Source organism: Halobaculum sp. P14 (assembly GCF_051195155.1).
In the GTDB taxonomy this organism is placed as follows: domain Archaea; phylum Halobacteriota; class Halobacteria; order Halobacteriales; family Haloferacaceae; genus JBNTKA01.
Window position 1 is genome coordinate 174,890 of the sequence record NZ_JBNTKB010000002.1, and the last position, 12,798, is coordinate 187,687.

The window sequence follows — 12,798 nt, forward strand, 5'->3', positions numbered from 1 at the left end:
ATGAGTCAGTTCACCGTGAGCGGCGAGTTCCAGACCCGCGACGGCCAGCGACCCTTCACGCGCACCGTGGAGGCGGAGAACGAGGACGTCGCGCGGGAGCACACGTTCTCGCGGTTCGGCGCGGAACACAACCTGAAGCGCACCGAAATCACCATCGAGGAGGTGTCCGCAGAATGAGCCTCGGTGGCGGCGGTCAGGGCCAGCAGCAGCTGCAGCAGCTCTCGCAGGAACTGCAGGCGGTCGAGGGCGAAATCGAGGAGCTCGAAGCGGACATCGCGGACCTCCGCGACGAGCAGCGCGCCATCGACGACGCCATCGAGGCGCTCGGCGAACTCGAAACCGGCTCGACGATGCAGGTGCCGCTCGGCGGCGGCGCGTACGTCCGAGCCGAAGTGCAGGACATCGACGAAATCATCGTGTCGCTCGGCGCCGACTACGCGGCCGAGCAGGACGAGGACGACGCCGTCGAGGCGCTCGAACGCAAGCAGGACGCGCTCGACGAGCGCATCGAGGAACGGCAGTCCGAAAAGCGCGACCTGGAGGCCGAGGCGTCCGAACTGGAGCAGCAGGCCCAGCAGATGCAACAGCAGATGCAGCAGCAGCAGATGCAGCAGATGCAGCAGATGAGCGAGGAAGGCGGGGACGAGTAGCGGCGATGTTCGACGGCCTGAAGGACAAGCTCTCCTCGTTCCGCGAGGACGCCGCCGAGGAGGTCGACGAGAAGGCCGAGGAGGCCGCGGCTGACGCGGAGGCCGAGCCGGAGGCGGCGACGGACGCGGCGGCAGAGACGGAGACGGCCGAGACCGCCGAGGCCGCTGAGTCTGCCGAGTCTGCCGAGGAAGCCGAACCGGAGTCCGAATCCGGGTCCGGCCCGGGGCGGCTGAAGCGCGCGAAGGCGTTCGCGACCGGGAAGGTCATCATCGAGGAGGAGGACCTCGAAGACCCGCTGTGGAACCTCGAGATGGCGCTGCTCGAGTCCGACGTGGAGATGAGCGTCGCCGAGGAGATTCTCGACTCGGTGCGGACGAAGATGCTCGGCGAGACGCGCGCGCAGGTGCAGACCACCGACGAACTGGTGACGGAGGCGCTGCACGACGCGCTGCTCGACGTCATCAGCGTCGGCCAGTTCGACTTCGAAGAGCGGATCGCCGAGGCCGACAAGCCGGTCACGATCGTGTTCACCGGCGTGAACGGCGTCGGGAAGACGACGACCATCGCGAAGCTCTCGGAGTGGCTCGACGAGCGCGGCTACTCGTCGGTGCTGGCGAACGGCGACACGTACCGCGCCGGCGCGAACGAGCAGATACGGGAGCACGCCGACCGGCTCGACCGGAAACTCATCGCGCACGAGCAGGGCGGCGACCCGGCGGCCGTCATCTACGACGGCGTCGAGTACGCCGAGGCGAACGACATCGACGTCGTGCTCGGCGACACCGCGGGCCGGCTGCACACCAGCAACGACCTGATGGCGCAACTGGAGAAGATCGACCGCGTCGTCGACCCGGACATGACGCTGTTCGTCGACGAGGCGGTCGCCGGGCAGGACGCGGTGCAGCGCGCGACGCAGTTCGACGACGCCGCCGAAATCGACGGCGCGGTGCTGACGAAGGCGGACGCCGACTCCTCCGGCGGCGCCGCCATCTCCATCGCGTACGTCACCGGGAAGCCGATTCTGTTCCTCGGCACCGGCCAGGGGTACGACGACATCGAGCTGTTCGACCCGGAGGCGCTGGTCGACGAACTCGTCGGCGCCGAGTAGGCCGCGTCGGCCGTCCATCGCTGGTCCGTCACCGGTCCGTCGCCGGTCCGTCGCCGACTCGTCGGCCACTTTCACCGCGCTTCCGTCTCCTTTATCGGTGCCCGTCACCCACTCCCGGCAGAGATGCCGGGCAATCCGAAGGGCGACCGCCGGGAGCGCGAACTCGTCAACAGGCTCCACGACGCCGGGTTCGCGGTGATGCGCGCGCCGGCCAGCGGCTCGTCGACGGACCGGGAGCTCCCGGACGTGCTCGCCGGCGACGGCACCGTGTTCTACGCCGTCGAGGCCAAGTCGTCCTCGGGCGACCCGATTTACCTCCGCGGCGAGGAGGTCGAAGCGCTCATCTACTTCTCGCAGAACTTCGGCGCCGCCCCGAAAATCGGCGTCCGGTTCGACCGCGAGGACTGGTACTTCTTCCACCCCGCGGACCTCCACGTCACCGACGGCGGGAACTACCGAGTGAAAAAGGAGACCGCGGTCGACGCGGGCGACACCATCGACGACCTGCTCGCCGCCGGCGACGACGCCGCCTCCGACCGGAGCGTCGCGGAAGTCCTGAACGCCGTCGAACAGGGCGTCCTCACGAGCGACGAGGCCGCGGAGATGCTGGAGTAAGCCGCTGAATCGGCGGGCGTCGGTCAATCAGACGCCGACGACCGCGACGGACGGCGCGTCGTCCTCGCGGAGGCGTCGGAGCCGGGACGCCGGGAAGCCGTAGCGGCGGCGGCCGGCGACCGAGACGTAGTCGGGGGCGTCGCCGCCGGCGTCGTCGGTGTCGTCGGTGCCGTCGACCGATTCGAGGTAGACGGCGTCGACGACCGGCTCGTGGCGGCCGTAGTCGCGGTTCGTGTCGTAGTCGGCGACGAGGCGGCCCTCGGCGGTTTCGCGGGCGTCGGCGCGGTCGGTCGTCACGTCGGTGACGACGAGCAGACTCCCGGTTTCGCGGTCGCGGACGACGTCGCCGCGGCGGGGGCGGTGCCGGTCACAGAGGTGGCTGTCAGCGTCGCTGTCGGCGGCGACCGGGACGAACACGTCGTCGCCGCAGACGGCGCAGGCGCCGCGGCGCTGCCCGGGCGGCGCGACGGCGCCGGCTTCGATTTCGAGGGCGACGCGGCGCAGGTGTTTACAGCGCGCGCCGCGGACGACGTGGTCGGGGCAGCTGCAGCGGCCGGCGTCGAAGTCGACGTCGTAGCGGCCGCTGTCGGTGTCGACGAGGTACGCGTCGCCGCGGAGCGCCCGGACCGTCATCGGTTCGGTCCGCGCTCGGCCGGCGCGGCCGGTGTGGTCGCCGCCGGGGAGCGTCTGACGGGCGGTCGACGCGGCTGTGGATTCGGAGTGCGTCATTCCCGTTCACTGTCCGTACGCGCTGCACGGGCCTAAACCCTCGTTTCGGGTGGAAATCCATCGAAACCGGAACCGCAGAGAGCGGCGAGAGCGGGGTGTGAAACGCCGGGTCTCGGTTCGGCGGGGGCGGCGCTGCACCGGAAGCGGGAGCGTCGCGCGGCTTCGAAGCCCTTTTGGCGGGTCCACGGGTAGCGAACCCCATGGATATCGACGCGGAGATGCGCCGGAAAATCGCGGTTTCCACCGGCGCCGTCGCCGTCTTCATCGCCCTCCTCGTCGCCGTCGGGTCGACGTACACCACGAACCACAACCTCGAACTCGTCGGCGCGTACTACATCGTCGGCATCCTCGCGCTGTTCGTGGTCCTGATGGGCGCTGCCGGCATGTACCTCGACTGGCGCTGAGTAGAGCGCCGACACGAGTCTCGAACCGACCGCCGCGACTGTCCTCCGCCGCGTCCTCCGACGCTCAGCCGCCGGCAGCGTCGCCGCCCGCCGCTGACTCTGTGTCCACGTCCGCGTTCACATTCCGGTCCCCGTCTGGACTCGCGTCTCCATCCGCCTCGGTCTCGGCGTCGCTGCTGTCGCCGCCGCCTGCACCGTCGCTGTTTCTGTCGTCGCCGTCGTCGTCGCTGTCGCGGTTTCGCCAGTCGGTGACGTCGTCGGCTTCGGCGAGGCGGCGGGCGTAGTAGCGCAGCGGGTGCGGGGCGACGCTGCGGTGGTTGTCCTCGTTCTCGCAGAGCCCGTAGGCTTCGAGCGTCCGGCAGGAGGGCGGCGGGTACTGCGCGCCGGACTCGTCGCGGAGGTACGCGAAACTGGTGTCGACGTCGTCCGGGTCGACGCCGCCCTCGCAGAGCGCGACGGCTTCGTCGGCGTCGAGGTTGAGGCCGGCGAGGAACGCGAACAGCGAGAAGCGGGCCTGCGGGTCGAGGTCGTCGCCGGCGCGGGCGCGGTCGAGGAGCCGCGAGACGCACGGCGGGAACAGGTCGGGGGCGACGACGTCGAAGTCGGCGGCGGCGGTGCGGTCGGCGAGCAGGTCGCGGAGGTCGGAGAGTTCGGCTTCGAGTTCGTCGGCGATTTCGTCGGCGACGCCGTCGAACGGGAGGCCGTCGGCGACGCGGTCCTGGACGGCTTCGCGGAGCAGCCGGTACAGTTCGCTGCGCTCGACGCGGACCTCGCCGCCGGCGAGTTCGCGGTTCACGAGCCGCCAGTCGTCGCCCCACTCCGGGTCGACGTACGCGAGGTAGTCGCCGACGGCGAGCCGGAGCCACGTCCCTTCGGCCTGCCCCGGTTTCGGCTCTTCGGCGCGGACGGCGCCGAGCAGGTCGAACTCGGCGAGCAGCGCGTCGAAGTCGACGCGGCCCTGTTCGCGCCGGACGCGGTCGCGGTCGCGGCTGAGGTCGTCGGTGAACCGGGCGTGTGCGGTGCGCGCCTCCGCTTCGGCGTACTTCTCGATGGCGGCCGGCGAGTCCAGAAGCGACACCAGGATGCGCGCAATCGGGTACGACAGCAGTTCTTCGCGCGTGTCCCACTCGTGGCTGTCTTCGGGTTCGGTGGTGCCTTCGACGAGCGCGCGTTCGACCCGCTCCCGGCCGCGCGCCACCGCGGGCGCGCCGTCCGCGACCAGCGAGGCGAGGTCCACGCCGGACTGGCGGACCGCCTCGCGGGCGTTCGCGAAGAACGGATACCGGGCGTACAGCGGGTCCATCTGTGTCCTCGTACGAGAGCGCCCGAGGTTAAGCGCGACGATTGGGACGGTCCCGGGCGGACAGCTCGGCCGCGGCCTCGCCCTCCCCAGCCGACGCCGGCGCGGCCTCGCTGCCGCTCGGCCGCGCCGGCGCCCCTCGCGCGCTCCCGGCCGCGACGCAGCGCGGCCGCCGCGCGCCACCGCCGGTCTCCTTGAGGGCGGCACCGGCCGGGTCAGGTCGGGTCAGGTCAGGTCGGGCCGGGTCGGCGAGGATATACGGCGCCGCGGACGAACGGACGGGCATGGACAAGCAGTCGCTCCGCGAGCGCATCTGGGACGACCTGGAGGCGTCCGGGGAGGCCCGGTTCCCGTTCCCGCCGCACGGCAGAATCCCGAACTTCGCCGGCGCCGACGCGGCGTGCGACCGGCTCGCGGCGACCGACGAGTGGGCGGACGCCGCGGTGCTGAAGTGCAACCCCGACGCGCCGCAGTTGCCGGTTCGGCGGGCCGCGCTCCGCGCCGGGAAGACCGTCTACGTCGCGGTGCCGCGGCTCCGCGAGGAGCACCCGTTTCTGCGGCTCGCGCCCGACGAGGTCCCCGACATCGACGACGCGACGACGGTGTCCGGCGCGTCGAAACACGGCGTCCCGGTCGGCCCCGACGAGGTGCCGGACGTCGACCTCGTCGTCTCCGGCAGCGTCGCCGTGACGCCCGACGGCGGCCGCGTCGGGAAGGGCGAGGGGTTCGCGGACCTGGAGTTCGCGGTGCTGTCGGAACTCGGCGCCGTCGGCGACTGGACGACCGTCACGTCGACGGTGCACGAGCGGCAGGTCGTCGACGCCGCCGCCGCCGCCGGCGACGTCGAACTGGACGGCCACGACGTCCCGCTCGACCTGATCTGTACGCCGGAGCGGACGATTCGGCCGGGCTCGGCGGCGAAACCGCCGCGCCCCGGCGGCGTCGACTGGGACGCGCTCCCGGACGAGAAACTGGCCGAAATTCCGGTGTTGCAGCGGCTCCACCCGGGCGACGGCTGAGCGCCGCCGGACGAACCCGGTGAATCAGGGCGGAGGCCGGTAGGGGCCGGGTCGGGGCCGGTGGGGGGCCGGGCCGGGACGGCGAGAGCCGGGAGTGTTTTGGGTGCAGGCGAACAGGTGAGGCCGTGCGACTCGTCCAAGTGATGGTGCCGGCCGGCAAGCGCGAGTCCGTGCTGTCCGCGCTCGACGAGGAGGGCATCGACTACGTGCTCTCCGACGAGACGAGCGGCCGGGACTACATCGCCGTCGTGTCGTTTCCGCTGCCGACCGAGGCGGTGGAGCCGGTGCTCGAACGGCTCCGCGAGGCCGGGCTGGAGCGGGACGCCTACACGGTGGTTCTCGACGCCGAAACCGTCGTTTCAAAGCGGTTCGAGCAGCTCGAAGAGCGGTACGCGGCCGACGAGGAGAGCCACGACCGCATCGCCCGCGAGGAGCTGGTGACGCGCGCCGAGGAGATGGCGCCGACGTGGGTGACGTTCGTCGTGATGACAGCCATCAGCGCCGTCGTCGCGACCGCGGGGCTGCTGCTCGACTCGCCGGCGGTCGTCGTCGGGTCGATGGTCATCGCGCCGCTCATCGGCCCGGCGATGGCGACGAGCGTCGGCACCGTCGTCGACGACCCGGAGCTGTTCCGGCGCGGCGTGAAACTCCAGGTCATCGGCGGCCTGCTCGCCGTCGGCTCGGCGGCGCTGTTCGCGCTGGTGTTGCGGTACGGCCGCATCGTCCCGTTCAGCGCACAGGAGGTGTTCGCGATACAGGAGGTGCGCGAGCGGCTCGCACCGGACGTGCTGTCGCTCCCCATCGCGCTCGGCGCCGGCGTCGCGGGCGCGCTGTCGCTGTCGTCGGGCGTCTCGTCGGCGCTGGTCGGCGTCATGATCGCCGCGGCGCTCGTCCCGCCGACCGCCGTCGTCGGCATCGGGCTGGCGTGGGGCGCGCCGCTGACCGTCGCCGGCGCCGCGCTGCTCGTCGTCGTGAACTTCCTCTCCATCAACTTCGCGGCGCTCGCCGTGCTGTGGTACCGCGGCTACCGCCCGGACAGCTTCTTCAAACTCGGGCAGGCGCGGACCGCGACGCTGAAACGAATCGCGGTCCTCGGCGTCGCCATCCTGCTCGCGACGACCGTCCTCGCCGGCGTCACCGTCGCCTCCTACCAGAGCGCCCAGTTCGAGGACGCCGCCCGCGACGAGGCCGTCGCGCTGACCGCCGACGAACTCACCGTCGTCGACGTCGACGTGGAGTACCGCGGCTTCCCGTTCAGGCAGCCGACGCACGTCACCGTGACGGTCGGCCACCCGCCCGGCGTCGACCCGCCGCGCATCGCGGACGAACTCGCCGCGCGGCTCCAGGACGACGCGAAAGCGCCGTTCGGAATCGGCGGCGACGCGACCGTCGGCGTCACCGTCAGGTACGTCACTATCGAATCCGCCGGCACCGCCAGCGCCAGCCCCGACACCGCCGGTGCTGCCAGCGTCGCCGTCGGCGCTGGCGCCGCCGGCGCAGACGCCGCTGCCGATACCGCCGCGGCCGCCGTGACTCAAACGGCTCCTAGCGTCTAAGGCAGCTTCAAGCCCGGCCGTGACGTGGCTCCGGGTATGGCATCGAAACCATTCACTGCCCTCCTCGTGGCGGCCGTGGTCCTGCTCGCGGGCTGCTCGGGCGCCACGACGACCACGCCGGCCGCCGGAGCCGGCGCGAACGGCGCGGACAGCGCGACGAACAGCGTCACTGCGTCCGGAACCGCGACGGTGACCGCGTCGCCCGACACGGCGGTCATCACGGTCGCCGTCGAGGCGACAGCCGAAAACGCCTCGGCCGCCCGGTCGCAGGTCGCCGCGGACGCGAACGCGCTCCGCGACGCGCTCGCCGACGCCGGCTACGAGGTCCACACCGTCGACTACCAGCTCTCGCCGCAGTACGACCACTCCGGCGACACCCGCGAACGCACCGGCTTCCGCGCGTACCACGTCTTCCAGTTCGAGACGACGCCCGACGACGCCGGCCACGCGGTCGACGTCGCCGTCGACAACGGCGCCAGCGCCGTCCAGAGCGTCCGGTTCACGCTGAGCGACGAGAAGCGCGCCGAACTCCGCAGCGAAGCGCTCGCCGCCGCCGTCGGCGACGCCCGCGACGAGGCCGAGACGGTCGCCAGCGCCGCGAACCGCTCGGTCGGCACCGAGCTGTCGATGCAGGTCGGCTCCGCCGACTACTCGGCCTACGAGGTCCGGCTCACCGCCGACGCGGCCAGCGGCGGCACCTCCTTCGAACCCGGCCCGGTCACCGTCAGCGCGTCAGTGACCGTGACGTACGAACTGGAGTAAGCGAACAACGAGATCGACAGACGGCGAAACGCAGCGCGCGTCCTCGGCTCGGCTGACTCCGGACGCGCGCCCGACTCAGTTACTCGCGGCTCGGCAGGTCCGGTTCGAAGCCGACGGCTTCGACGGCCATGTCGAGCACCTCGTCGACGTTCTCGTCGTTCGTCACCGACATGTACGCGTCGGCGTCGACGTCGCGTGAGCGGTCGCTCTTGTTGCACACCACGAGCACCGGGGCGTCGAAGACGCGTTCGACCTCCGAGAGCAGGCCGAGCTGGGCGTCGAGCGGGTAGCCGCAGTCGCCGGAGGCGTCGACGACGAACACGACGGCGTCCGCGAGGTGCGTGAGCGCCGAGACGGCCTGCTGTTCGATGTCGTTGCGCTCGTCCGCCGGCCGGTCGAGCAGCCCCGGCGTGTCGATGATCTGGTAGCGGACGTGGTCGCGCTCGAAGTGGCCGATCTGGACCGCCTTCGTCGTGAACGGGTACGAGGCGATGTCGTTGGAGGCGCGCGTGACGGCGTTGACGAACGACGACTTCCCGACGTTCGGGTAGCCGGCGACGACGATTGCCGGCTCGTCGGGCCGGATGTCAGGCAGCCCCTTCAGCGCGTCGCGCGCCTCGCCGACGCGGAACAGGTCGTCTTCGATTTCGTCCATGATGTCCGCCATCCGGGCGAACGCCTGCTTGCGGTGCTTCCGGGCGGTGTCCGGGTCCGCCGTCCGAATCTTCGAGGCGTACTCGGAGCGCAGCTCCGCGATCTGCCGTGACGCCCAGTTCACCTCCGAGAGCGCCTGCCGGAGCTCGTCGACGTCGACGATGGCGTCCGCGAGTTCGTAGTAGAACGGCTCGACGTCGTAGTCGAAGTCCGGCCAGTCGTTGGAGACGTTCTCGAGGTTGTCCGAGAGGATGTTGGCGGCGGTCCGCAGCATCGACTCCTGGGCCTCCCGGCCGCCTTTGGCTCGGCCGGCGCGGGCGGCCCGCGAGAACGCCTTGTCGAGGAGCTCCTCGGAGCGCGGCGTCGTGGGGAGATTTTCGAAACGCATGATGTGGTCAGTTGGCCGTCTCTTGTCGCGCGCGGCGTATAAGCGCGTCCGTTCGTCTATCCCGGGTTTCGCCTCGTCTCGGGGGCACGCAGCGCGGCTACGTCGCCGGCGCGGTCGGCGTGCCGTGACCGATGCAGTCGCCGGTGCGGTCCGTGTACCGCCGCCGGCGCGGTCGGCGACGCCCGCGCGCGAGCAGCGACTGGTGGCTGAAAACTGCGGGAGGGAGCCGGGTTGTCGGAGAACAGCAGGTTTATCAGTCGTTCGGGGAGAATCTAGTACGAGATTATCCCTTCAGGAGGTCAATGGTGACGGAACATACACAACCGGAGGTGAACATCGGACTCGTCGGTCACGTCGACCACGGAAAGACGACGCTGGTACAGGCGTTGTCCGGGTCGTGGACCGACCAGCACAGCGAGGAGATGAAACGCGGCATCTCCATCAGGCTGGGCTACGCGGACGCGACGCTGCGTCGCTGCCCCGACTGTGACGAGCCCGAGTGTTTCACGGTCGCAGAGACGTGCCCCGAGCACGACGTCGAGACGGAGGTCCTGCGGACCGTCTCGTTCGTCGACGCGCCGGGCCACGAGACGCTGATGGCGACGATGCTGTCGGGGGCGTCCATCATGGACGGCGCCGTCCTCGTGATTTCGGCCGCCGAGGAGGTGCCGCAGGCGCAGACGGAAGAGCACCTGATGGCGCTCGACATCATCGGCATCGACAACATCGTCATCGCGCAGAACAAGATCGACCTCGTCGACGCCGAGCGCGCCCGCGAGAACTACCAGGAAATCGAGGAGTTCGTCGAGGGCACGGTCGCCGAAGACGCGCCCATCGTCCCGATTAGCGCCCAGCAGGAGATCAACACGGACCTGCTCATCTCGGCGCTCGAAGACCGCATCCCGACGCCCGAACGCGACGAGACGCTGCCCTCGCAGATGTACGTCGCGCGGTCGTTCGACATCAACCGTCCCGGCACGACGGCCGACGACCTGCTCGGCGGCGTGCTCGGCGGGTCGCTCGTCCAGGGGACGCTGGAGGAAGACGACGAACTGGTGCTTCGGCCGGGTCGCGAAGTCGAGGAGGGCGGCCAGTCCGAGTACCGCGACATCGAGACGTCGGTGCGGTCGCTGCAGGCCGGTGGCGAGCCGGTCGAGGAGGCGACGCCCGGCGGCCTGCTCGGCGTCGGCACCGGCCTCGACCCGAGCCTGACGAAAGGCGACGCGCTCGCCGGCCAGGTCGCCGGCGAACCGGGGACGCTGCCGCCGACGCGCGACCAGTTCGAGATGAGCGTCGAGCTGCTCGACCGCGTCGTCGGCGAAGGCGCCGTCGACGAGATTTCGACGGGCGAGCCGCTGATGCTCACCGTCGGCACCGCGACCACCGTCGGCGCCGTGACGAGCGCGCGCGACGGCGAATGCGAAGTGTCGCTGAAGCGCCCCGTCTGCGCGGAGGAGGGCGCGAAGATCGCGATCAACCGACGGATGGGCGCCCGCTGGCGACTCATCGGCGTCGGGACGCTGGAGTGAGGCGATGACGACGACGGCGCTGCTCGACGCGAACGCGCTGATGCTGCCGGTCGAAGGCGGCGTCCGCGTGTTCGACGAACTCGACCGGCTGCTCACGGTGTACGAGCCGGTGACGGCGCAGGCCGTCGTCGACGAACTGGAGAAACTGGCGGCGGAATCCGGCGGCGAGGAGGCGACGGCGGCCTCGGTCGGCCGCGACCTCGCGGACCGGTGCCGCGTCGTCGAGGCGGAGGCGGAGTACGCTGACGACGCCGTCGTCGAACTCGCGTCCGGCGACTTCGACGGCTACGTCGTCACGAACGACAAGCCCCTTCGGGACCGGCTGCTCGCGCGGAACGTACGCGTAATCGGTTTAAGGGGCGCGAACACACTGGCGGTAACAGAACCATAACGATGTACAAACGGGTACGACTCAAGGACACGGTCGAGGTGCCGCCGGAGCACCTGGCGGACGTCAGCCGCGACCGGGTCCGCAAGCTCCTACAGGACAAACTCGAAGGGCGAATGGACGAGGACGTCGGCAGCGTAGTCAGCGTCATCGAAGTAACCGACATCGGCGAGGGCGCCGTGCTGCCCTCCCGGCCCGGCGTCTACTACGAGGCGGAGTTCGACGCCATCACGTTCGACCCGAAGATGCAGGAAGTCGTCGACGGGAACGTGGTGGAGGTCGTCGAGTTCGGCGCGTTCGTCGGCATCGGCCCGGTCGACGGGCTGCTGCACGTCTCGCAGATCTCGGACGAATACCTCGCGTACGACGGCGAGAACCAGCAGCTCGCGTCGACCGAGTCGAACCAGACGCTCGGCGTCGAAGACCCGGTCCGGGTGCGCGTCGTCACGAAGAGCATCGACGAGCGCAACCCCCGCGACTCCAAGATCGGGCTCACCGCGAAACAGCCCGGGCTCGGCAAGCACGGCTGGCTCGAAGACGAGGCCGCAAAGCGCGACGAAGCGACCGCGGAGGGGAACTGAATGGCCGAAGACCGGCTCGCCTGCCGCGAGTGCCACTACGTGAACGACCCGAACGCGCAGACCTGCGAGAACTGCGGCTCCTCGTCGCTGACGGAGGACTGGGCCGGGTACGTCATCATCACACACCCCGAGCAGTCCGAGATCGCGCCGGAGATGAACGTCTCCGAGCCGGGCAGCTACGCGCTGAAAGTCCGGTAACGGAATGCTGACGCTTCCCGAGGCGCTTCGGTCGGCGTTCAAAGAGCCGCTCGGCGCCGTCTACACCGACGCCGAGCCGTTGCTCCGGGACGCCGGCGACCCCGTCGTCGCCGTCGGCGACGTCGTCACCTACCACCTCCGCGTCGCCGGCCGCGACCCGGACGTCGCCGTCATCGACGGGAAGACGAAACGCGAAGCGGTCAGCACCGAAATCGCGGCGGTGCTCGACGGCGACGACCCTCGCATCGAAGTGGAGAACCCGCCGGCGACCATCTCAGAGGCGATGCTCGACGCGCTCCGGGACGCTCTCGACCGCGACGAGCCAGTCGTCGTCTACGTCGACGGCGAGGAGGACCTCGCGACGCTCCCCGCCATCGTCGCCGCGCCCGACGGCGCGAGCGTCGTGTACGGTCAGCCGGACGAAGGAATGGTGCTGGTCGACGTCGACGCCGAGGCGCGCGCGGAGGCCCGGAGCCTGCTCCGCCGCATGGATGGCGACGCCGAGGCGGCGCTCGCACGGCTCTGAGCCGCCCTTCGAAATCCTTTTCCCGCTATCAACCGGATTCTCCGGCAACTGAACCATGGACATCGACATCATCTCCGAAGAGGAGAACCCCATGCTGCACCGGACTGACGTCCGGTTCGAAGTGACGCACGACGAAGCCACCCCTGCGCGCCTGCAGGTCCGCGACTCGCTGGCCGCGAAACTCGACAAGGGCGCCGACGAGGTCGTCGTTCACGAACTCGACACGAAGTTCGGGATGCGGAAGACCGTCGGCTACGCCAAAGTGTACGAGTCGGCCGACCACGCGGCGGACGTCGAACAGGAGTACATGCTCGAACGGAACGCCATCGGCGCCGAGGAAGACGTCGAAGCCGAAGAGGCGTAACTCCCGCACCGTCCCCGACCTGAACC

General features: G+C 70.4%; 17 protein-coding genes. 14 read left to right on the forward strand and 3 right to left on the reverse strand.

Annotated features, from left to right (window positions below; all coding sequences use genetic code 11):
- The 4 genes from rpl18a (at position 1) to hjc (ending at position 2,374) form a co-directional block, all read left to right on the forward strand.
- Positions 1 to 177, forward strand: coding sequence for a 50S ribosomal protein L18Ae (gene rpl18a / locus ACQUS7_RS05910; RefSeq protein WP_435123969.1), 177 nt, complete (start codon positions 1 to 3; stop codon positions 175 to 177).
- Positions 174 to 650 carry a prefoldin subunit alpha gene (gene pfdA, locus ACQUS7_RS05915; protein WP_435123970.1) on the forward strand — a complete coding sequence of 159 codons (477 nt, stop codon included), beginning with the start codon at positions 174 to 176 and terminating at the stop codon, positions 648 to 650. Before rpl18a ends, pfdA begins: the two co-directional genes overlap by 4 nt.
- 5 nt (positions 651 to 655) lie before the next feature.
- A complete protein-coding gene (gene ftsY, locus ACQUS7_RS05920; protein WP_435123972.1) occupies positions 656 to 1,759 on the forward strand; it encodes a signal recognition particle-docking protein FtsY in 1,104 nt (367 codons plus the stop codon).
- A gap of 123 nt (positions 1,760 to 1,882) precedes the next feature.
- Positions 1,883 to 2,374 carry a Holliday junction resolvase Hjc gene (gene hjc / locus ACQUS7_RS05925; RefSeq protein WP_435123973.1) on the forward strand — a complete coding sequence of 164 codons (492 nt, stop codon included), beginning with the start codon at positions 1,883 to 1,885 and terminating at the stop codon, positions 2,372 to 2,374.
- A 27-nt stretch (positions 2,375 to 2,401) separates the two neighbouring features.
- Here the strand turns inward: hjc and ACQUS7_RS05930 are convergent, their stop codons facing one another.
- Complete coding sequence (locus tag ACQUS7_RS05930; RefSeq protein WP_435145551.1) at positions 2,402 to 3,103, reverse strand: SWIM zinc finger family protein; 702 nt, start codon at positions 3,101 to 3,103, stop codon at positions 2,402 to 2,404.
- Positions 3,104 to 3,303: 200 nt separating this feature from the next.
- Here ACQUS7_RS05930 and ACQUS7_RS05935 point away from each other — a divergent pair, with 200 nt between their 5' ends.
- Positions 3,304 to 3,507 carry a DUF7472 family protein gene (locus ACQUS7_RS05935; protein ID WP_435123976.1) on the forward strand — a complete coding sequence of 68 codons (204 nt, stop codon included), beginning with the start codon at positions 3,304 to 3,306 and terminating at the stop codon, positions 3,505 to 3,507.
- Between the two features lie 64 nt (positions 3,508 to 3,571).
- Here the strand turns inward: ACQUS7_RS05935 and ACQUS7_RS05940 are convergent, their stop codons facing one another.
- Positions 3,572 to 4,810, reverse strand: a complete 1,239-nt coding sequence (locus ACQUS7_RS05940) for a DNA primase (protein ID WP_435145554.1) — start codon at positions 4,808 to 4,810, stop codon at positions 3,572 to 3,574.
- 281 nt (positions 4,811 to 5,091) lie between these two features.
- Here ACQUS7_RS05940 and ACQUS7_RS05945 point away from each other — a divergent pair, with 281 nt between their 5' ends.
- The 3 genes from ACQUS7_RS05945 to ACQUS7_RS05955 all read left to right on the forward strand — a co-directional run bounded on the left by ACQUS7_RS05945 (position 5,092) and on the right by ACQUS7_RS05955 (position 8,144).
- Positions 5,092 to 5,826: a 5-formyltetrahydrofolate cyclo-ligase gene (locus ACQUS7_RS05945; protein WP_435145556.1), complete on the forward strand. Its 735-nt coding sequence runs from the start codon at positions 5,092 to 5,094 to the stop codon at positions 5,824 to 5,826.
- Positions 5,827 to 5,951: 125 nt separating this feature from the next.
- Positions 5,952 to 7,382 (forward strand): TIGR00341 family protein, encoded by a 1,431-nt coding sequence (locus ACQUS7_RS05950; protein WP_435145558.1) that lies wholly within the window; start codon positions 5,952 to 5,954, stop codon positions 7,380 to 7,382.
- A gap of 36 nt (positions 7,383 to 7,418) precedes the next feature.
- Positions 7,419 to 8,144 (forward strand): SIMPL domain-containing protein, encoded by a 726-nt coding sequence (locus ACQUS7_RS05955; protein ID WP_435145561.1) that lies wholly within the window; start codon positions 7,419 to 7,421, stop codon positions 8,142 to 8,144.
- A gap of 79 nt (positions 8,145 to 8,223) precedes the next feature.
- On the opposite strand, the gene ACQUS7_RS05960 is transcribed toward ACQUS7_RS05955, so the two are convergent.
- Positions 8,224 to 9,186 (reverse strand): NOG1 family protein, encoded by a 963-nt coding sequence (locus ACQUS7_RS05960; RefSeq protein WP_435145563.1) that lies wholly within the window; start codon positions 9,184 to 9,186, stop codon positions 8,224 to 8,226.
- 302 nt (positions 9,187 to 9,488) lie between these two features.
- On the opposite strand from ACQUS7_RS05960, the gene ACQUS7_RS05965 reads away from it, so the two are divergent.
- From ACQUS7_RS05965 to ACQUS7_RS05990, 6 genes are read left to right on the forward strand one after another with little or no spacing between them, the layout of a single operon-like run.
- Entirely contained in the window at positions 9,489 to 10,715 is a 1,227-nt protein-coding gene (locus ACQUS7_RS05965) for a translation initiation factor IF-2 subunit gamma (protein WP_435123989.1), read from the forward strand.
- A 4-nt stretch (positions 10,716 to 10,719) separates the two neighbouring features.
- Entirely contained in the window at positions 10,720 to 11,106 is a 387-nt protein-coding gene (locus ACQUS7_RS05970) for a PIN domain-containing protein (RefSeq protein ID WP_435123991.1), read from the forward strand.
- Between the two features lie 2 nt (positions 11,107 to 11,108).
- Positions 11,109 to 11,684, forward strand: coding sequence for a DNA-directed RNA polymerase (locus ACQUS7_RS05975; protein WP_435123993.1), 576 nt, complete (start codon positions 11,109 to 11,111; stop codon positions 11,682 to 11,684).
- On the forward strand, positions 11,685 to 11,882 hold the full coding sequence (gene spt4, locus ACQUS7_RS05980; protein WP_435123995.1) for a transcription elongation factor subunit Spt4: 198 nt from the start codon (positions 11,685 to 11,687) through the stop codon (positions 11,880 to 11,882).
- Positions 11,883 to 11,886: 4 nt separating this feature from the next.
- Positions 11,887 to 12,408: a GTP-dependent dephospho-CoA kinase family protein gene (locus ACQUS7_RS05985; RefSeq protein ID WP_435123997.1), complete on the forward strand. Its 522-nt coding sequence runs from the start codon at positions 11,887 to 11,889 to the stop codon at positions 12,406 to 12,408.
- 55 nt (positions 12,409 to 12,463) lie between these two features.
- The gene (locus ACQUS7_RS05990; RefSeq protein WP_435123999.1) at positions 12,464 to 12,772 is read left to right on the forward strand and encodes a 30S ribosomal protein S24e; all 309 of its coding nucleotides are present in this window, start codon (positions 12,464 to 12,466) and stop codon (positions 12,770 to 12,772) included.
- The last annotated feature ends 26 nt before the right edge of the window (positions 12,773 to 12,798 follow it).